Below are 19,308 nucleotides of genomic sequence, written 5' to 3'. Positions count from 1 at the left end.
CTCAGGCCTTTGCAAGGCCCAGCAGCACGATGCCGCCCGGCAGCTGCGTGAGCTCGGCGCCATACACGTCGCGCACCAGGAAGGCGACGTCGTCGAGCCGGTCGATCGAGAAGCTCGCCTGCACCCTGCTGCGGCCCAGCGCCTCGCTGGTGAGCACGAGCCGGCCATGCCGGTAGCGGTTGACTTCAGCCACCACCTCGGCGAGCGGCACTTCGTTGAACACCAGCTGCCGGCGCCGCCATGCGCTGACAGGTCCGGTGTCCACCGGCGCGGCCGTCCCCAACCCCGCGGAGCCGTAGCGCAATTGCCGGCCTTCATCGAGCCGCACCTGACGTTCGCCGCGAGCCACCTCGACCTGGCCCGACAGGCAGGTGACGCACACCTCGCCATCCAGGTTGCGGATATTGAAACGTGCCCGCATCGCCGACACCGTGCCGCCCGCGGCCGACACGGTCACGCGCGCCACGGCCGAGGCGCCGGTCAGCACCTCGGCCTCGCCGGCCAGCAGCTCGATGCCCTCGCCGCCGCCGGTTCCGGGCTGCAGGTTGACGCGCGTCTGCGTGTTCATCTGCAGCACCGCGCCATCGGCCATGGCCACCTCGCGTTGCTCGCCGGTGCCGGTGCGATAGTCGGCGCCCCATTCCGTGACCGAAGCCCACAGCCCGAGCGGCGGCGACACCGCAAGGTACGCGACCGAAGCCGCCACGGCCCCGCCCAGCAGTGCGCGGCGGCCCGCGACGGGCATGCGCCCGTCCGCGCCGCGCTGTTCCTGCCGGCGCACGTGCAGCGCGGCCGGCGCCATCGCCTTCCAGACTTCGCGGGCTTGCGTGAAGGCGGTCGCATGCGCGCGGCTCTGCGCGCACCAGAGGCGAAAGGCCTGTGCGTCCTCTTGCGTCGCCTGGTGCGAGCCCAGCCGCACCACCCAGGCCTGCGCTTCGCGCTGCAGGGTGGCTTCGGCCTCGGCGGATTCTCGGGGTTGTTCAGCTGCCATCACGCTTAGACTGTTTTCCGGCGCCGGGACCGAAGCGCTGGACAAAATCTCTTCCCAGCCGCTCGCAGCAATGCTCCAGGCCGGCGCGCAGTTCCTTCTCGACCGTGCGCGCCGACACGCCGTAGCGCGCCGCGATGTCCTTGTGCGGCATCTCGTCCACGCGCGCGGCCAGCACGATGGCGCGGCGTCGGCGCGGCAGCTCGGCCAGCGCACGCTCCAGTGCCTCCAGCTCGTTGCGGGCCTCGGCGCCGCGCGCCGGGTCGGCCATCTCGTCGGCCATGTCGTAGAGCGCCTCGACCTCGCCCACGCTCAGCAGCCGCGAATTGCTCTTGCGCTGGTCTTCCGCCACGTTGAGCGCAATGCGGAACAGATAGGCCGAGGGATAGCGCACGGCACTGCGCACGTTGGTGCTCTCCACGCGCAGGTAGGCCTCCTGCAGTGCGTCGTTGGCCAGGTCTTCCGAGCCGAGCCGGATCTGCAGGTGCTTCCTGAACTGCGCATAGCGCGCGAGGAACAGCGCGCGCAGGGTGGCCTTGACCGAATCGGGCATGTCTCGTTGCCCGGCCTTCAGCCTGCGCGCACGGCGCGATAGGGACGGCAGTCGCGCCCAGGGTCGGCGCGCGGCGTCAGCAGGATGGTGACGGGCTGCGCCATCCCCGGCGGCGGCGGTGCGTCCAGGGCCAGCGCGCGCAGGCTGGCGAGCACGGCGGCATCCCGCTGCGGGAGTCCGCTGCCTTCGAGCACGCGGGCCTCGCCCACCTGGCCCGCGGGGTCGATCCATAGCTGGATGCCAAGGCGATAGCGGCCAAAGGCATCGGGCTGCGCGATGCACAGCACACGCGTGACCGATGCCTGCAGCTCGGCCGCAAAACCCGCCTGGGCGCGGGCGGCTTCCGCGGCCGCGCCTTCGCTCCTCGGCGCGTGGCCACCGGAACGGCTCTGCGCGGATGGCGCTTCCGGAACGGGCACCAGCGTGAACGCGTCGGTGCCGGTGTAGCGGGCCGCCAGGCCGGTGCCGGCGAGCATGCGCTGCAGTGCCTCGCGCGGCGTGAAGTCGCCGTGGACCGCGGCAGCCTCGCGTCCGGCCGTGAGGCTGCTGGCCACGAGCACCGAATGCCCCGTGATGCGGCCGAAGACGGAAAGGGAAATTTCCAGCGGCTGGGCCGGCAGGTCGAAACGCCTCGCGGCGCCTTCCGCAGCGGCTTGCGCGGCGGCGAGCCGCGCGCCCATCATCAGCGCCATGACAAGGCACCAGGACAGTGTCAGGGCACCGCCCGGTGCGGAAGTACGTGTCATTTGGCGGAAATCAACTGTGAGGAGGTCTTGGGAGGTTCGGCCGTCCGCCTTGCGGCCTGGGTGAGCGTGCGGGCGAGACTATCCGGCGCGCGTGACCAAGCTGTGACGTTTTGTTTGCATGCGGCGCGCGCCGTCTTTCCCCTGACTTGCATGCGGCCCAGACTGCCGCATTCCCGGCGATGGAGGCGAGCAGATGCGCATGGTTTTCTTGTATGGCGTCGCGGCCCTCGCGGCGTGCGGCCTTTGCGGCAACGCAGCGGCACAGGCCGCATCGCAGGCAGGCGATGCCGGCGTGGACAGTTGCGTCGAAGTGATGGTCAACGGCGAACGCGCGCCTTCCTATGCCTGCCTCACGCAGAAGCTGAGTCCCGCGGCCCCGCCGCGCGGCGCCGGCGACCCACCGCCGGGCATGGCGTCGGAAGCCATCACGCAGCGGCCATCGAACCAGCTCGGCCTGTTCAACCGCGCCGCGACCGGACACCGCATGGGCAATACCTTCGGCACCTCGGTCCATCCGCAGCGTCCGCCGCCGGTGGCGCCGTCTTCGCCGCTGATGAACCGGCCCTGAACACCGCAGGCCGCGGCTGCTTCATTCGAGCGCGACAACGCGGCGGAAAGTCCGGACGTCGCCGCCCCCCGCCGCGCGGATACCGAACACCAGCTCCAACCCCGTCGCGGGCGATCGCGCAGGCGCAGTCCCTGGCAGGTTGCGCCATCCCTGGCCAGGCTCCCATGCCCGCACACGGGACATGGCGACATCGTCCAGCACCCCGACGCGCACGGCGGCATCCGGCGCCGGCAACGGAAAGGAAGCAGCAGCCGGACCGGCCGCCCGGTACAGCACGGCGCCGCGCTGCCACCATTGCACGCGCTGCCAGTGTCCCGGTGCGGCGGGCGCCGCCCGGACGATCTCGATGAAGAACGGCAACCCTGCCTGCCGGCGCACCTGCAACGACGCGGGCAGCAGTTCGGCGGCGGCCAATGGCGCCGTGTTCGCCGCGGCGGCCTGCGGCGCATCGGTAGCGCTCGACGGCAGTTCGGTGGTGGCGCGCAGCGCCAGGTCGCGCTCCAGCTGATCGAGCGCGCGCAGCAGCCGGGCCATGTCTTCGGTCCGCTGCTCCAGCATGGTGTTGGCGCGGCTCACGCTGTCGAGGCCGCGCCACGCCATCACGCTCAGCACGGCCATGATGGTGATGGCAATCATCACCTCGACCAGCGTGAAGCCCGCCTGGGCCTGCCGCCTGCGCATCTAGCGGCCCTCCCCCGCGCGCGTTTGCAGCGAGGCCAGCCGCCTGCCGCCGTCTTCCGCGAGATACACCTCCACCGTCACCGTGCGCAAGCCGTCGATGGCGGCGGCGCTGGTCTCGAGCCGGCAGACCAGCCGCACGCCGCCTTGCGGGCAGTCGCTGCGGACGACGCCCGGCACCGAAGGGCCCTGGCCGATGCGCAGCTCGGCCAGCCGATTCTCCGCAGAGAGCATGGCCAGCGACTGCTGCTCCAGCAGGCCGAGGTTGGTGATGGTCAGGCTCGAAGCCCGCACGATGGCCGCCAATGCAATGCTGACGATGGCCAGCGCCATCAGCACTTCGATGAGCGTGAAGCCGCCGGTGCGGGACGATAGCGGCAGGAAGCGCATGGCCTACCGGACCTCGTAGCCGCCTGCGGCATCCCGCCGGATGGTCACGGTGGCGCCGGCGTGGCGCAACGCCAGCTGCCAGGCCGTCCCCATCGGCTCGGAGGTCAGCAGGATCGGCCCGGCAGGCGTGACGTCGACCGGCGCCACGCGCCATTGTCGTGGACGCAGTTCGTCATCGGCGCCAAATGTGTCGAGCGAGCCCAGCGTCGATACCGCCGGTATGGCGCTGCCGGGCACGGCGCGCCAGGTTCCGCGCGCGAACCGATAGCCGGTGCCGTCCGCCTGCCATGCGATGACGCGTCCGTCGACGCGCACCTCGTTCTGCGCGACGGCAAGGCGCCGGACCAGGTCATGCGCCTCGCGGCGCAGTTCCTGCGCGGGATCGGGCGCCATGCTCAGGCTGATCGCGGCGGTCCCGATGCCGATGATGACCAGCACGATCATCAACTCGATCAGCGAGAAGCCGGCTTCATCGGCTGTATCACCCCGGATTCGCAGCAGCATGCACATCTTCATCTTGCGCCGATGCTAGGAACACTCCGTGATGCTGGAGTGAAAACAGCGCCTGACACGAAGCGCCAATGCCACCGTGATAGACATGGAACCCGAATGCCGCAGCAGCGGCAACCGCATGGGGAATACCGATGACCGATCCTGTGAAGCTGTCCGCCAGAACCCTGGTCCACGCCGCCGGCCTGCTGCTGGCCGTTGCGGGGGTGGCGACCTGGGTCCACCTGCTGTCCCGGCCCGCGCCGCAGGTTCCGGCCGCATCCGCGCCGGCGGCGGCAGCCGACCCCACGGCCGGGGCCCTGGCCGCGTGGTTCGGCCCCGGCGAGCTGCGGGCGAACGTTGCCGTCAAGGGGTTGATCAAGGGCACGGGCCAAGAGGGTGTGGCCGTGCTGGCCGTCAACGATGCGGCGCCCAGGCCCTACCAGGTCGGCGACGCGCTGGGCCGGTCGGTCACGCTGGCGGCCATCGAGGCCGACGCGGTAGTGATCGAGAAAGCCGGAACGACCGAGCGCATCGCCGCACCGGCCATCGTGCAGCCGAAGGGACCGGGCATCGTCAGGGTGGCGCCCGCCGAAGCCCATCGCTAGCGCGCAGGGTCCGCGCCGGCGGATCCGCATCTTGCCGCCTCCCCTAGCGTGCCACTTCGTGCGAGCGAGCGTCGGGCGCGGAGGCCCAGTGGGACAGCGCGTGCAGCAGCCCGCGGTTGACCCGGAAATCGCCATCGCCCGACTCCTGAAGGAAGGTGCTGGAGAGACAGCGCGTGACCACCCGCACGGCGCGCGGATCGGCCCCCACGGCCTGCAGCTCGCGCGTGAACTCGGCACGTCCGGGCAGCTCGTCGGCAAACTTCTCGAAGCCCACGAACCAGCGGAACAGCATGTTGTAGGCCAGGCTCTCGTGCACCTTCTGTGCGTCTTCGAGCGAATAGATGATCTGCAGCATCAGGCACTTGAAGAGCGTCGCGGCGTCGATCGTGCTGCCGTACCGGCTCTCCAGGTCGGCCAGCAGCGCGCGCTCGTGCCGCAGGGCATCCTCCACCTGCTCGCGCAGCGCCACGAGCGGGTGGCCCGGCGGCACCAGCGCACGCAGGTTGTCGGCCTGGACCCAGGCCTGGTGGCTGACGATCCACACCCACGGCGAGCCGTACCGGTTGACGGCCACCGGCCCTTCGCGCGCGCGCTCGACGATCTTCGAGAGCCTGGCATCGAGTTCCTGCATGGTGACCCGCAGCGGCGACATCCACTTCATGATCGACTTCCTCCACTTCCTGAATCGGCGTGCAACGGGATGCGCGGCGCCGGCATGCATGCAGGCTGCGCCGTGCCCACTGCGCACCTCACGGCTTCAGCGCAGTTCGCCAAGGGCCTGCCTGAGCGCGGTGTCCACCTTGCGCACCGAGATGCCGTGGCGCCGGGCCACTTCCTGGCGCGACATCTCGTGCCAGCGCAGCGCAAGCAGCATCGACTGGTGGCGGCGCGGCAGGCGCTGCATGGCGCGGTCCACCGCTGCCACCTCCGAGCGCGCCTGCGCGATGAGCTCCGGGCCGGGCTGCAGGTCGGCGATGGCGTCGAAGTCCGCGCCCTCCTCGGCCGATCCCAGCCAGCGCTCGCGCGAGCGGATGCTGTCCATCGCAAGATTGAAGGCCACCCGGTAGATGTAGGCGTCGGCGTTGGCCGGCGCCTCGCGCGGCTGGCGCTCGCCCAGCCGAAGCCATGCCTCGTGCAGGCACTCACTCGCGAGATCCCGGCATCCGAGCTGCCGGCCGAGGCGCCGGTGCAGCTGGGCATAGTGCGCCACCAGATGGGCCTGCAGGTCGCAGGCAGGCGCAGCAGCCGGCCTTGCCGGAGCGCGCACTTCAGGTGCGGGCATCCCGATGGCGTCGACCAGGCGCCAGGCCTGCGGGAATACCAGGGAGAACCGGTGCGGAGCACTGCGAATGGCCAGGGAATTGGGAGTCATGATCGTTTTCGCTGAGCGCCCGGCACATCCGCACCCGGAGTTCCGGTTGCGGGGACGGCCAGGCCTTGAGGCAAGGAAGGAACGGATGCGCCCACCGGCCGGGGCGCCCGGCACGGGTCAGCGTTGCAGATTGGCGCGCTCCTCGTCGGTCAGCTGCCGGCTCGCCGAGGGTGGCAGGTTCCCTGCACCGCCCAGCACGCGAATCACGCTGCGCGGGTTGTAGCTCACCGGCGTCGCCGCCTTGTCCGAAGGCGTGTCGCTGCCGCTTGCCGGCTCGTTGCCGAAGCCCAGCACGCGCACGGTGAACACCGAGGGCAAGGCCTGGCGCGCCGCGGCACGCTCGCGCTGCATCACGTCCTGCGCCGCCATGCTGGCCTGCGAGGCGGCCGCGCTGGCGTTCGTCAGGGCACCCACGTTCACCGAAGCCATCATCGGCAGGCCGCTCGATTCGCCCTTCACCTGGATGTTGGCCGCATTCACCACCTGCAGCGCCGCGACGTTGACGTTGCCCGACACGCGGATGCCCGCTTCGCCCGCGTCGATGGTGCCCAGCGGCGCGATCAGATCGACGTCGCCCGGCGGCACCTCGGCAATCGGCGCCAGCGTGGCGATGCCCGCGCCCGAACTCGGTGCCTGCGGGGAAACCTCGACATTGCCCACGCCGTCGTACACGCGCTTGGGTGGCGTGTACAGCACCGTGGTCTTGGAGCCGCGGCCGGCATTGATGTCGCCCTTCTCGGACCAGGCGAAGATGTCGCCGCCGAATGTGGTCATGATGCGCGACAGGCCCAGCAGCAGGCTGCCTTCGCTGAAGAGGCGGATGTCGCCCTCGCCCTGCGTCATCACGCCCGAGGTGGCCGGCGGCACCTCGCCCTGCACGCCGAGGATGATCTTGCCGCCCGGCGCGAGCATCTCGATGTCGCCACCGAAATTGGTGCGCACGCCCGAGCCGCCGAACATCGTGATGTCGCCGCCGCGCACGATCTCGTTGCCGGCCGCATCGCGGTCGGGGAACAGCGTGGCGATCATCTCGCGGCCGCGCAGGTACGAGCCGAAGCGGCTGCTGCCGCGGTCGTTGTATTCGCGGCCACCCTCGCGCAGCTCGGCGTAGTACACCTCGCGCAGGAAGATGCGCTGCTGCTCCGGCGCCAGCGCATCGAAATACGCGAGGGCCTGCGTGGTGTCGCCGCTGAAGCCGTAGCGTGCGTTCAGCCACGCGGCGAGTTCCGCCTCGTAGGTCCTGGCGGCCTTGCCGGGCTGGCCGGCCAGCGGCGCACCGGCACCGGCGCGCTTCGACGGATCGAGGTAGCGCGCGCGGATCGCCGACATGTCGAGGCCCTGGGCACCCACGCCCGCCATCAGCGCGATCGACTCACCCCGCCGGGTGTCGCCCGGCACGATCGGCCCGATCGAGGCGATGCCGCCGCGGTCTTCCTGCAGCAGGTTGCGGCCCGCGGAAACTTCCAGCGTGCCGGGGCCGGCGACGTCGAGGTTGGCGTAGAGGATGTCGCGGCCGGCGGAGACGACGGAAACGTCGGTCGGGTTGTCGTGGACGATCAGGTTGCCGCGCAGCCTGGCACCGTCGAGTTCCGCGGACGCGCCGGTGGTGGTGCCGGGCGCCACGCCGGTGTTGACGATGTCCCGGCCGGCCTTGATCCACACCGGCGCGGCGGCGTTGTACCAGGTGGTCGCGCCGCCGTTCTTCTGCACCACCTCGCCCGTCTTCAGGCCGATGATGTCGCCGCCGGCCGCATAGAACCTGATGGGCGGCGCATCTTCAGCGCGGCCCAGCGGCATCGCGGCGCTGTTCGCGCCGAACGCGAACAGGGTCGTGGGCGCGAAGGCGCTGGTGGAAAACGCCGGGCCCTCCCGCGAGATGTTGGTCACGAGGATGTTGCTCGGATCGGTCGCGCCCAGGAACGCCGGGTTCAATGGTGTCGGTACGGGCGTGCCCGAACCCGACATGCCGACCGCGTACTGGCCCGCATAGATCGATCCGCCCGCGAGCATCTCCAGTTCACCTGTGGCCGAAGGCGCGAGGGTCAGGCCATACACGAGGGTTTCGGGCAACCCGACCGTCTGCGGCAGCGCCGCATAGCCGTAGTAGAGGCTTCCCGAAAGCGCGGCCGCGCGGAAGATCGAGGGGTAGACGATCCATGCGTCTGCCGCGGCGGTCCCGATCTGGCTCTTGTCGCCCGTTGCCATGGTGGGCGTCAGGTTGCCGCCGGCCGAAACCAGTTCGATCGCGCTGCGCGCGGTCCACAGCGAGAACGCGCTCTGGCCGCCGCCGGATTGCGTCTGCCCCCCCAGCAGGTAGCCCGAGGTGTTTGGCGTTGCGCTGCGGCCCGCATCGGCCGCCCCGCCCATCGCCAGGTCGCCGCGCGTCTCCAGGCGCATGGCGGTGTCGCCCGGCACGAGGTTGATGCCGCCGCGTGCATCGGCATAGGCGGCCCTGAAAGGGTCCATGTCGCGCGGATCGGTGGGGTCGGAACTCCGAGCCTGATACTGCAGGCCGACACTGCCGATGGCGGCGGCGGCGAGTTCGGTCGCGCCGCGCAGGTTGGCGATGGCGCCCGTGAGCACGAGCGTTTCCGCGCCGGGGCTGAGCTTGCGCTGCGGGTTGAGCGCGCCCGCGATGCGCATGTCGATGTCGCCACCGCCCGTGAGTGTGAGCGCGCCGTCGGCGCCGACCCGGCCCGTGCTGCCAACCGCGACCACCAGCCCCTGGCTGCGGTGATCGACGCTCTGCTGCGCGACCTGCTCGCCGCGCAGGTCGATCGTGCCGGCCTCGCCTCCCACCCGGATGCTGACGTTGCCGCCGCCCAGCGTGCCGATGCCGGTGAAGCCGACCAGGTCGGGCGTGGCGGTGGTGCTCCTGGCGTAGGTGCCGAAGTTGATCCACCACGACGTGGGGATCGGCGTGTCGATGGCCGCCGTGCCCGAGCCCTGGCGCCAGAGCCAGTTGCCCGGCACCACGCTGGTCGTCGGCGCGCCGGTGATGTCGCCCACCAGGTTGCCGCCCGCGGCAATGCGCACGTTGCCGCCCTGGTCGGGATACCAGGCGCGGTAGGCCGCCAGGCTGCTCGCGTAGTCGAGCAGGTCGGGCTGCGGGCCGATGACCGTGCCGTCGGCCTCCCTGCCGCGCGCGCGGTTGTACGCAGCGTCGGCCGCCGTTGCCGAGCCGGCGGTGTAGATGCCGTAGAGCGAATCCATGCGGATGTCGCCGGCCGCGGACAGGTCCAGGTCGCCGGTGCCGGTGCGCACCACGCTGAAGGCCGCCGACGCGGGCTGGCTGCCCGCGATGGAGGGCGGACCGTCGTCGGAGCATTGGGTCGGATCGATGTCGCACCAGAACAATTCGTCGGCAGACACCGGCGTGCCCGCCGGATACCCCATGAAGTTGCCTTCGGCCCAGGCCTTGGCCCGGCCGATCGTGTGGGTCATCACGTAGTGCGTGTCGCCCAGCCTGATGGCGGCCTTGGACGAGGGGTTGAGCGCGCGCCGGTCGGCCGAACCGAGATCGGCGCCCGCCACCAGCTGGAGGTTCCACGAGGTGGCGCCCTCGCCGAGCATCGGAGCAACGGCCCAGTTGCGCCCTTGCGCGCCGTTCGCGGCGGGCCGCAAATTGATGGGCTGGTCGCCCGGCAGCTCCACGAACGTCATCGAGGGAATGAGCGATCCGCGCGCGAGGTTGACCTGGGCCGTGGTGGTCATCTCGACCGGCAGCGCCACGCCCTTGGGCCAGGTGAGCGCGCCGACCTGCGCTGCGCCGCGCAGCGCCGTGCCCGCACCGAGCCGCATGCCCGCCTCCAGCGTCACGGCGCCCGGCAGCACCGTGCCCGCCGCATGGGCGATGGACCCGTCGGCGTTGTAGATGTTGGCGCCGATCACCGTGCCCGCCGACAGGCCGAGCGCGCCGGCCAGCACGGCATCCACCGGCAGCACGGTGCCCGCCGGCAGCGTCATCGCGGCGACGGCCACGCTGTAGTTGAGGGTCGAGCCGGCCGGAAAGCGGGTGCCGGTGTCCAGCACCACGCCGTCGATCGGCACGACGATGTCGCCGCCGTTGGGCGTGTAGGGGCCGCCGTTCTTGCGCGCCTCGGTCAGCACCCAGCCGCTGTCGTCGGGCGTGGCGGCGGGCGGCGCAAAGCCGTCGTTGATGCCGCCGTGGATGTTGAGATTGCCGGCCGCACGAATCACCAGCCGGCCCGGCTCGCCGAAGCCGCGCCGGGCCGGATCGCCGCGGTTGGCATCGGGACCGTAGCGGTAGCCCGAAAAGTCCAGGTCGCCGTCCACCGTGAGGTCGCCGTTCGGGTTGTTCACGCGGTCGCTCACGATCTGCACGCCGGGGCGCAGGTGGTAGCGGCCCAGGCCCGAGAGCCTGCGGCCCAGCTCCGCGTTGGCGAACGCAGCATCGACGAAGGCCTGGCTGTCCGTGTCGATGCGGTCGAGATAGTCCTGCGTGATGAGCTGCGGCCGGTGGCCCGACACGTCGGGCAAATCGGCCAGCGGCGCATCGTCATAGCTGCGAAAGGCGTTGACCGCGATGGTCTTCGCGCCCTGGATCGCGGGCGTGCCGTCGACGGTGACCGCCACGTCGTTGGCGCCCACGCGCGGCGCATTCAGGTCGAGCGTGCCGCGCGCGCGGCCGTCGTTCTGGCCGGCATTCGGTCCCACGGCCACGTCGGTGCCGGCGCGCAGGTCGATGCGCGCGCCGCTGCCCAGCGTCAGCATGCCTTCGCTGCTGGTCAGGTCCACGATGGCCCGGTTGGGGCTGTCGATGATCTTGCCGTAGCTGTCCACGCGCAGGCCCGTGCCATGGGCATCGAGCGTGCCATTCACCGTAAGGTCGTTGCGCGCCGCCAGGTGGATCGAGCCGACCTGGTAGCCGCTCGCGTCGATGCGGCCGTCCACACGCAGGCTGCCGCCGTCCAATGCGATCGACACCTCGCGCGCCTTCACCTCGTCGCCCACGGCGAGGTCGCCCTGCTTGATCTGGAAACGGCGCGCGCCGAACACGCCGCCTGCGTTCAGGCGATTGTTCAGGCCCGCGAAGTCGTCGAGCGTCTGCGCACGCACCGTGAGCTCGGCCGCGTCGTAGGGTACGACCGTGCCGCCCGCGTCGTAGCTGCCGCTGCTGCTGCCCAGGACCGTGCCCGCGAGGCCGACGCGGCCCGCACCAGCGCCGAGCGCGCTCGCCTCGACGGTGCCGCCGCGGTTGTTGCGCGCGGACACGTCGATGACGGAGCCCGCCGCCTGCGCGATGTTGCCCGCCTCGCTGGAGAGCACGAGGTCGCCGCCCCAGCTGTACTTGTCGACATCGAACAGCGCGGTCTTGCGGCCGGCCAGGTCGATGCGCGAGCCGGCACCGAGCACGACGTCCCCGGTCGCCGCGAGCACCAGCCTCCCGGAGGGCAGCACGACGCTGCCCTCCAGGCCGACGCTCTTCCCCCGCAGTTCCAGTGTGGCGCCCAGCGCATCGCTCGACGCCGTTGCGCCCGTGCCTTGGGGCGCGGCCACCACGATGGCGCCGCCCGCCGTGATCCGCGTCGTCGAGGCGGCCTGCCCCGTGACGAGCGGCGACGTGATCGCGAGGTTGCCGCCCTCGTTCGCATGCCCCTGGCCGGGCACGTACGCGCCCTGCCGGTGGTACACCGACAGCGAACTCTTGCCATCGGAAGTAAAGCGTTCGGTGGCCGTCAGCTTCACGTCGGCAAAGCCCAGCGCGAGCCGTGCATCCGCCGCGACGTTGGTCGGTTGCGCATAAGGGCCGTGGCCCAGCACGATCGAGCGGGCGGCGATGTCGAGCGTGCCCTCGCCCAGCAATCCGGGCATCGCCGCGCCGGGTTTGTTTTCCGAACCGGTCCAGAGGAACTCGCCGGCGCGGATCGAAGCGACGTCGCTTGCGGCGCCGTAGCCATAGATGGCGGGCGTGCCGAGCACCAGCCGCTCCAGGCTGGAGGCATCGAGGCTGGCCGCGCCGTAGATGTTCACCGCGTCGCGCGCATTGAGCACCAGCGTCTCCAGCGCCGGGGCGCCTGTGGCCGTGTTGCCGGCCAGCAATTGGCCGAGCCTTGCCTGGTTCAGCACGAGGCCGCGCGGCAGTTGCCCGTTGGCGTCCGCGGCGGCAATGCGCGCATCGTCGCCCAGGTTCACTGCGGCGAGCGCCAGCACGAGATTGCGCGTGCCGTAGGACACGTTGTCTGCCAGCGTCAGCGAGCCATCGGTAGCGACCGCGAGCGTGCCTTCGGACACCAGCCGGGTCTCGCCGCTGCACGCCGCGCTCACGCAGCTGCCGACATTGACCGTCACGGGCTGGAGATCTGCGCTGGCCGGCGCCAGCATCAGATTGAACCAGCCGTTGGACAGCGCCAGCACGCCGTTGCCGGAGAACACGTAGCCGTCGTTGGAGTCGTAGGCGATGGCCTGGCGGCCGACAGTGCTGATCGACGCCCCCTGCTCGATGGTGATGGCCGGGTCGCCAGCGTTGCTGGGACCGCTCGCCAGCACGATGTCGGCAGCCGACAGGCGCGCGCCACTGCGCACGACAAGGCTGCCATTGCCGGCGATGGTGGCCACGCGGCCGGCCTGCCCATAGACGGGGGCGATGCTGCCGTTGATCACCAGGCGCGCGGCGCCCAGCCGGTTCAGCGCTTCGTCGTGGACGGAGGCGCCTTCCAGGCCGGTGGCCGCCGTCTGTCCGGCGCCCAGTATCTCGCGCACGTTGCGGACATTCACGGTCCCGCCGAAGCCCTGCGTTCCGGCCGCGGCGCCCAGGAACAGTTCGCCGTCGAACGCAAGCCCGGTGCGCTCGGCGTCGTCGTCCCAGGGCTTCTCCAGGAAGACGTCCAGCGTCTTCGCGTCCGAGGTGAGCATGCCGCGCAGGAAGCCGCGCCGCTCGGCGTCGGCAAGCACGAAGGCGTTGTAGCCGGTCTCGTTGTAGCTCGCGTGGCTGCGCACCTTGTCGCCCGGAGTGACCAGGATCTGGGTGGGCACCGCATCGCGGATCGGCGTGTGCGCCACGCCCAGGTAGCCGGGCGTGAGATACGAGCCGTTGCCCACGCCGCTGGTCCCCGCAAGGCCGATGCCGTCGGCCGTGCCGATCTCCACCCTGAATGCGCCCGGCAGCAGCGCGTAGTTCGACGGCATCAGCGTGTAGGTTCCGGCGGGCAAGCCCGGAATGCCCGCAGGCACGGTGATCTGCCGGCCGATGCCCGGCGTGCCGAAGCCCGCCTCGGGCGCCACCGGCGCATAGCGCGCGGCGCTGCCGGGCACGATCGCATACACCGCGTTGCCCGCGCTGCTGTAGCCGTTGGCGGGATTCGCATTGGCGAGCGGCGTGTTCAGCACGTCGACCGAACCGCCCCGCCCGCTCACGAAGCCGGCGCCCGAGAGCGTGCCGCCGCCCGACAGGTCGAGCACGGCGCCGCCCTGCGCATCCAGGTGCCTGGCCACCACCGAGATGCCGCGCGTCAACGCGCCCACGCTGTCGAGTTGCACAGCCTGGCCGTTGTATGCATAGCTCAGGCCGTCGACCGTGCCGCCGTAGGGCATCGCGAGCCCGGCGCCGCTTACCGAGGTGATGCTGCCCGCGAGCAGGTTCACGCGCTCGGTCACCGCGCCGACCTCCGCGCCGGTTCCCAGCGTCAGCAGGCCCAGCGGCGCCCGCACGATGCCGCCCTGCTCGATGGTCTCGGCGCCCAGGCTGAGGCTGCCGAAGACCGAATAGGGCATGGCGACTTCGCCTTCGCCCTGGCGGCGGATGGAAAGAACGCTGCCGGGCAGGTAGTCCACGATGCCGTCGATGCTGCGGTAGCCGGCCTGGACCGTGGCCCGCGCGCCCGTCGTCGGGTAGATCTGTTCCGCAGCGAGCGCGAGGTTGCCCGTGGTCGCGAGGCTGCCTCCCAGCATGCGGATGTCGCCCCGGCTCGTGAGCTCGGCGGCGTCGAAGCCGCGCCGGTCCACCGTGTAGCGCGAGGTGCGCAGGTCGAGCTCGGCATGGGTGCCAAAGCCGACGTCGTCGCGCACGTCGATCAGGTCGGCCAGCACCGAGAACATGCCGTCGGTGGGTTGCTGCGACGGACCGGCGGCCCAGTTGGCCCTGGGCATGGTGAAGCCGTCGGGCGCGGTCAGGGTCGTGCCCGCCAGGCGCACATACGGTGCCGACAGCGACACGTTCGTGCCCGCAGGAGCATTCTCTGCGTGCGCGTAGGTGCCCGCATAGAGGCGCAGGCTCTGCCCCATGCGCAGCGCCACGTCGCCATCGAAGCTCAAGGGGCCGTTGGCGAGTATCGACAGGTTGTCGAAGCCGCCGACCTCGATGCGGTCGACCCCGATGCGCGCCGTGCCGGTGAGCAGCTGCTGCTTCGCATCCGGCCGGGCCAGCCCCGCCGCGAGCAGGCTGTCGCCCTGCTCCTGCGCGAGCACCAGCTCGCGATGCCGCAGCACCTCGCCGCGCGTGGTCGACGTGGGGTAGATGGCCGACTCGAGCGCCAGCCCCAGCGTGCCGCCGGCCGCGCCGGCGCCGCCGGCCGCCGCGCGCAGTGTGCCGTCGAGGTACAGGCCCTGCACGGACTTCAGCACGATCGAGCCGCCGTCGGTGGCCACCTGCATCGGTGCGAAGCTGCGGTCGATGCTGTCCACCGCGCGGTCGAACGTGGCACTCGTTCCCGAGGCGTCGAGCAGTGCGCCCGGTCGGATGACGACGAAGGCATGGGGCGCTTCGGCCCGGCCCTTCTCTTCCCAGTCGAGCGCACCGCCGATGCGGATGGTGCCGCCGTCGGCCGCCTGTCCGTAGCGCCGGCCGTACACGTCCTGCGCGGTGACGGCGCGCGCCGCGACATCGAGCACCGCGCGCTCGCCGATCCAGAACAGGCCGGGCGCATCGGGGATGCCGCCGCCGCCGATAGCGATCGTTCCGCCCGGTGCAGTGAGCCGGCCGTCGACCGTGACATCCCGGCCATTCAGCGTGATCGACTGGCCGGGGTCCACGGTGACGGCGGCGCCGGCACGCACGTCGACCGGACCTCTGGGGCCGGTCGACATGCCCGAGCCTGTGCCCGATTGCAGCGTGAGGCTCGCGCCGCGGCGCTGGGTGAGCACGCCCTTGAGCGCGTCTTCCTGCCAGAGCGGCGGCGTCCAGAGCTCCAGTGCAACGGCGGGGTCGCTGCCGGTGGCGGCCGTCTTGGACGCATCGGTGAAGCGGTAGACCGGCATGCGCACATCGAGCGCGGCGTTGTCGGCCGCGGCCACGCCCAGGCGGCCGTTGAAGTCGTAGTTCGCAAAGCCGGACTGGAGCATGCCGGCGCCGATCGAGAGGCTCGTGCTCGTGACCACCGGCTGAAGGAACACGACGCCAGCGGCAATGCGCGTGCCGCTCGCGATGGCGAAGTCCGCCGGCGCGGCATGGCCCGCGGCGACCGTGACCACCTGGGCCTCGATGCCGAAACCGTTGGGGAATACGTTGGCGGGCACGATGTAGTTCACCGGAAATGCGGTGGAGGTGTTCATGCGTATCACCGTGGCACCCGCTGGCACTGTCTCGCTCTCGTTGATGTCACCGCTGCTGAAGCCCATGAACGAGCGCTGCTGGCCGTCGACGATGGCCAGCACCGTGTAGGCACGCCCGCCAACGGCATCGGGAAGCTGCCAGTTCGCGGCCAGGGTGACGGCATTCGCACCACCATCGAACAGCGGCGCATTCGACACAGCTTCTCCAGGCAGCGCGCGCGTGCGTTCGTAGCTGTAATCCACCGGCAGGATGTCGCCGGCGTGCACTTGGTAGTTCTGCAACAGGATCGCATCGAGCGGCGCCGCTTCACCCGCGCCCAGCACGCCGTCGGCGCCTTGCAGCTTGCCGCCGACCACGATGCCGCTGCCCGACACCATCCTGAGCGTGCCGCCGCCCTTGACGCCGTAGCCGCGGATGTCGCCATCGACCGTCAGCAGCCCGTTCGTCGCCACCCCATCGACTTGGGCATCCGCGACCAGGCTCACGTCGCCGCCGCGTCCGCCGCGCGTCTTGCCGTTGGCCAGCAGCGCGCCGCCCGAGGACACGTCGACGAGCGAACCGGTCGCAAGCGTCACCGCGCCGGTGCTGCCGATGCTCACCGAGCCGCCGTCCAGGAAAGCCAGCCCCTTCGCGTCGCCCGGTTCCAGCTGCAGGTTGCTCCAGAGCCCCCGCGCGTCGAGCGCCGCGTCCCGAGCGACGATCACCTCGGTCGGCTGGCCCTCGCTCGCCGGCAATGCGTTCTCCACCGGTGCGCCGGCCGCGGTCACCGAGTTGAGCACGTTGCCCAGCGCGATGGCACCGCCGCGGACCGTGAGGTCGGCGTTCACCGTCACCTGCGGCGCGTGCAGCGCGATGCGGCCGCCGGGCACAACGCCCAGGGCCTCCTCGACCTTCACGCTGTCGCCGGCCGCGGCCATCACCGTGCCGAGGCCGAAGCCGCTCAGCCGCTCGCTGTCTAGCAGGAGCGCGTCGCGGCGCGCCTGCGGCAGCGCGGTGTCGGGCGCCAGCGCGGCGCCGGCATCGGGCTGCGCGGGGCCGAACACGATGTTGTCGAACGTGGGCACAAGGTTGTGGAAAACGCCCACCGGGCCGACCTTGGCGTCGCCGCTGTAGGCCGTCTCGTAGCGCCCGAGTACCAGCTGCCCGGCCTGCGCCGCCGCGTTGTGCGACTGCGCATAGCCGTCCAGGCCCGCATCGCCGCGCTCGACCTGCCGCGCGCCCTGGAAGGCATGGGCCGTGATGTCGCCGTCGAGCACCGCGGCGCCGGTGGCCACCACCAGCCGCCCAGCGTCGCGGCCCACGGTGTAGCCGTTCTCCAGCCGCTGTTGCGGCCCGATCAGCGGGTTGTAGAAGTAGCCGGTGGTCTTCTCGCCCCAGCGCTTGTGCGCGTCTTCGTAGCCCTTGTAGAGGCCGCTGTAGGCGATGTCGGCGGGCGCGTTCGACACTTCGTACAGGCGCCCTTCAGGTCCCTTGAGCCAGCTCTGGCGGATGAAGCCGGTCTGCACGTCCAGTGTGCCGCCCGAGAGATTGATGTTCGATCCTGTATGCGTCACGAGCTCGCCGCCCGAGAAGCTGACGCTGCCGCCCTGCGCGGCCCACTCGCCGATGCCGTGGCCCTGCAGGCCGAGGTAGCCACCGACTTCCAGCAGGCCGCCCGGCGTGTACCAGCGCTCGCCGTCGTAGCCGCCCACGCCACGCGCCACGCGCACCAGCTTGCGCCGGTCGATGAACACGTTGCTGCTGTTGAGCATCGAGGTGTCGCGGTTGAGCGGCGCATCGCGCTGCTCGTTGCCCTGGATGTTGATCTGCACGTTGTTGGAGGACATCGCCACCTGCACGCCGACCGCGCCCGAGACGTCGAGCCTCGCGCCCTTGGCCACGGTGCTTCGCCCGGATGTGCTTCCGGCGCTTACCGCGAGCTGTCCACCTGTGGCCAGCGTGGTGGAGCCGCCTTCGAAGAGCACGTTGCCGCCAGAGACGATCTCGATGCGCGACTGGTCGCGCCGGTCGTCCAGAAGCGAAAGGTTGTCGAAGGCGCCCTGCATGCTGGCGCGGCGCAGCACGTCCTGCCTGGCCGATTCGGCGATGAGCGCCTCGCGCTGGCTGTCCAGCGCGGTGCGGCCGTTCTGGCTGTCCAGCAGCACCGCGTTGACCGCGCGCTGCGTGACAGTCACGCTGCCGAGCTTGTCGCTCGCCGAGTTCAGCAGGTGGATGGTGCCGCGCGCGTCCACCGTGGTGGTGGCGAGCGCCACGCCGTCCTGCACCACCTTGCGCCCGGCCAGCGTGATGTCGCCCTCGGGCGCCTGCAGCAGGCCGGTGTTGACGACCTTGCCCGAGCTGCTGTCGGCATTGAACTGCGGCGCCACTTCATTGCCGCGCGTGGTCGAGATCTGGTTCGCGGCCGTGCCCTGGCCGGGACGCACGATGAAGAAATCGCCCGCGGCCAGCTGCACCTGCCCGCGCGGCGTGGTGATGGTGCCGGCGTTGCTCACCTCCTGCCCCATCAGTAGCACGTAGCCGCCGCCCTGCTTCACGGAAGTGGGCGTGCGCGTGGCGAGCTGCGCGCCCGCTTCGACCTTCACCGCGCCGCCTGCGTCGGTGAAGCTCGGCGCATAGCCTTCGCCTGCGGGTGCGCTGTGGATGCCGTGCGCCTTGAACTGGTCGTCGCCGATCTTCGCGGCTGCCGCCACCAGGTTGCGCGTGTCGGTCTGGCTGCTGCCGCTGAAGACGATGCCGTTGCGGTTGGCGATGAGCACCGTGCCGTCGGCCTTGATCTGCCCCTGGATCTGCGAGGGCCGCGCCTGCGGATCGTTCACGCGGTTGAGCGTCGCCCAGTCGGCCTGCTGCCTGAATTCGACTGTCGTGTTGCGCCCGACGTTGAAAGTCTCCCAGTTGAGGATGGCGCGGTCGCCGGTCTGCTGGATCGCCACGTTGGTACGGCCGTCGGCCTGCTGCGATTGCACCGGTGCATTGGCGTTGTGCCAGCCCGCCGTGAGGCTGTTGGTATCGACCCGCAGGCCGCCTTCAGCCAGGCCGTCGGGCACCGACGACGGATCGCGCAGCGCCGCCTCGCGCGCCGCGGCCTGCGCGGCCTGTTGCGCCGCGATGGCCCGCGCGGCCAGGTTCAGGTTGCCGATCGAACGTTGGAGCTGCTCGCTGGCCTGCTGTTGCTGCTGCGACGGGCTCGCAAGGCTCGACGCCGGCATGCCGTTCGGCAGCCTGCCGGTCTGCATCGCGCCGGCCTGGGCCGCACCCTTGTTCGCAAACCACGCAGGGCTGAAGGCCTGGCCCGCTTGCGTCGGGCCCAGCGCGCCGGCCGCCGCCAGCGCCACCGCCATGGCTCGCGCCAGCGGCGTCAGGCGCAGGCCGCCGCCACCGGACGATGCGCCCCGCTGCACTGCGGAT

Annotated in this window: 11 protein-coding genes; 2 read left to right on the top strand and 9 right to left on the bottom strand. The window is 71.1% G+C overall.

Annotation, left to right across the window (positions count from 1 at the left end; translation table 11 throughout):
* Position 1 precedes the first annotated feature (1 nt).
* Genes EJO66_RS16395 through EJO66_RS16385 form a run of 3 tightly spaced genes read right to left on the bottom strand, consistent with a single transcriptional unit; the run spans position 2 to position 2,287 of the window.
* A complete protein-coding gene (locus EJO66_RS16395) occupies positions 2-991 on the bottom strand; it encodes a FecR family protein (RefSeq protein WP_124959627.1) in 990 nt (329 codons plus the stop codon).
* The gene (locus tag EJO66_RS16390) at positions 981-1,541 is read right to left on the bottom strand and encodes an RNA polymerase sigma factor (RefSeq protein WP_124959626.1); all 561 of its coding nucleotides are present in this window, start codon (positions 1,539-1,541) and stop codon (positions 981-983) included. The genes EJO66_RS16395 and EJO66_RS16390 overlap by 11 nt, the downstream gene beginning before the upstream one ends.
* A 17-nt stretch (positions 1,542-1,558) precedes the next feature.
* Positions 1,559-2,287 carry a TonB family protein gene (locus tag EJO66_RS16385; RefSeq protein WP_124959625.1) on the bottom strand — a complete coding sequence of 243 codons (729 nt, stop codon included), beginning with the start codon at positions 2,285-2,287 and terminating at the stop codon, positions 1,559-1,561.
* A 193-nt stretch (positions 2,288-2,480) separates the two neighbouring features.
* On the opposite strand from EJO66_RS16385, the gene EJO66_RS16380 reads away from it, so the two are divergent.
* Positions 2,481-2,855 carry a hypothetical protein gene (locus EJO66_RS16380; protein ID WP_124959624.1) on the top strand — a complete coding sequence of 125 codons (375 nt, stop codon included), beginning with the start codon at positions 2,481-2,483 and terminating at the stop codon, positions 2,853-2,855.
* A gap of 21 nt (positions 2,856-2,876) precedes the next feature.
* On the opposite strand, the gene EJO66_RS16375 is transcribed toward EJO66_RS16380, so the two are convergent.
* Genes EJO66_RS16375 through EJO66_RS16365 form a run of 3 tightly spaced genes read right to left on the bottom strand, consistent with a single transcriptional unit; the run spans position 2,877 to position 4,427 of the window.
* Entirely contained in the window at positions 2,877-3,536 is a 660-nt protein-coding gene (locus EJO66_RS16375; RefSeq protein WP_124959623.1) for a PulJ/GspJ family protein, read from the bottom strand.
* The gene (gene gspI / locus EJO66_RS16370) at positions 3,537-3,923 is read right to left on the bottom strand and encodes a type II secretion system minor pseudopilin GspI (protein ID WP_206168852.1); all 387 of its coding nucleotides are present in this window, start codon (positions 3,921-3,923) and stop codon (positions 3,537-3,539) included. It lies immediately after the preceding gene.
* Between the two features lie 3 nt (positions 3,924-3,926).
* On the bottom strand, positions 3,927-4,427 hold the full coding sequence (locus EJO66_RS16365) for a prepilin-type N-terminal cleavage/methylation domain-containing protein (RefSeq protein WP_124959622.1): 501 nt from the start codon (positions 4,425-4,427) through the stop codon (positions 3,927-3,929).
* A gap of 140 nt (positions 4,428-4,567) precedes the next feature.
* On the opposite strand from EJO66_RS16365, the gene EJO66_RS16360 reads away from it, so the two are divergent.
* A complete protein-coding gene (locus EJO66_RS16360) occupies positions 4,568-5,020 on the top strand; it encodes a type II secretion system protein N (protein WP_124959621.1) in 453 nt (150 codons plus the stop codon).
* A 43-nt stretch (positions 5,021-5,063) separates the two neighbouring features.
* On the opposite strand, the gene EJO66_RS16355 is transcribed toward EJO66_RS16360, so the two are convergent.
* From EJO66_RS16355 to EJO66_RS16345, 3 genes are all read right to left on the bottom strand, one after another.
* Complete coding sequence (locus tag EJO66_RS16355) at positions 5,064-5,681, bottom strand: transposase (RefSeq protein ID WP_164547841.1); 618 nt, start codon at positions 5,679-5,681, stop codon at positions 5,064-5,066.
* 96 nt (positions 5,682-5,777) lie between these two features.
* On the bottom strand, positions 5,778-6,392 hold the full coding sequence (locus EJO66_RS16350; RefSeq protein WP_124959619.1) for an RNA polymerase sigma factor: 615 nt from the start codon (positions 6,390-6,392) through the stop codon (positions 5,778-5,780).
* A gap of 117 nt (positions 6,393-6,509) precedes the next feature.
* On the bottom strand, positions 6,510-19,301 hold the full coding sequence (locus tag EJO66_RS16345; protein ID WP_164547840.1) for a filamentous haemagglutinin family protein: 12,792 nt from the start codon (positions 19,299-19,301) through the stop codon (positions 6,510-6,512).
* Positions 19,302-19,308: the final 7 nt, after the last annotated feature.

It is taken from the genome of Variovorax beijingensis (assembly GCF_003951285.1).
Classification (GTDB): Bacteria; Pseudomonadota; Gammaproteobacteria; order Burkholderiales; family Burkholderiaceae_C; genus Variovorax; species Variovorax beijingensis.
The sequence above is the reverse complement of the archived record's forward strand: the minus strand, read 5'-3'. Positions and strand labels throughout refer to the sequence as shown.

Excerpts from the sequence above, each read along its gene's own strand:
- EJO66_RS16375 (WP_124959623.1), bottom strand. The coding sequence starts at position 3,536 with ATGCGCAGGCGGCAGGCCCAGGCGGGCTTCACGCTGGTCGAGGTGATG.
- EJO66_RS16390 (WP_124959626.1), bottom strand. The coding sequence starts at position 1,541 with ATGCCCGATTCGGTCAAGGCCACCCTGCGCGCGCTGTTCCTCGCGCGC.
- EJO66_RS16395 (WP_124959627.1), bottom strand. The coding sequence starts at position 991 with ATGGCAGCTGAACAACCCCGAGAATCCGCCGAGGCCGAAGCCACCCTG.
- EJO66_RS16355 (WP_164547841.1), bottom strand. The coding sequence starts at position 5,681 with ATGAAGTGGATGTCGCCGCTGCGGGTCACCATGCAGGAACTCGATGCC.
- EJO66_RS16350 (WP_124959619.1), bottom strand. The coding sequence starts at position 6,392 with ATGACTCCCAATTCCCTGGCCATTCGCAGTGCTCCGCACCGGTTCTCC.
- EJO66_RS16360 (WP_124959621.1), top strand. The coding sequence starts at position 4,568 with ATGACCGATCCTGTGAAGCTGTCCGCCAGAACCCTGGTCCACGCCGCC.
- EJO66_RS16365 (WP_124959622.1), bottom strand. The coding sequence starts at position 4,427 with ATGCTGCTGCGAATCCGGGGTGATACAGCCGATGAAGCCGGCTTCTCG.
- EJO66_RS16385 (WP_124959625.1), bottom strand. The coding sequence starts at position 2,287 with ATGACACGTACTTCCGCACCGGGCGGTGCCCTGACACTGTCCTGGTGC.
- EJO66_RS16380 (WP_124959624.1), top strand. The coding sequence starts at position 2,481 with ATGCGCATGGTTTTCTTGTATGGCGTCGCGGCCCTCGCGGCGTGCGGC.
- gspI (WP_206168852.1), bottom strand. The coding sequence starts at position 3,923 with ATGCGCTTCCTGCCGCTATCGTCCCGCACCGGCGGCTTCACGCTCATC.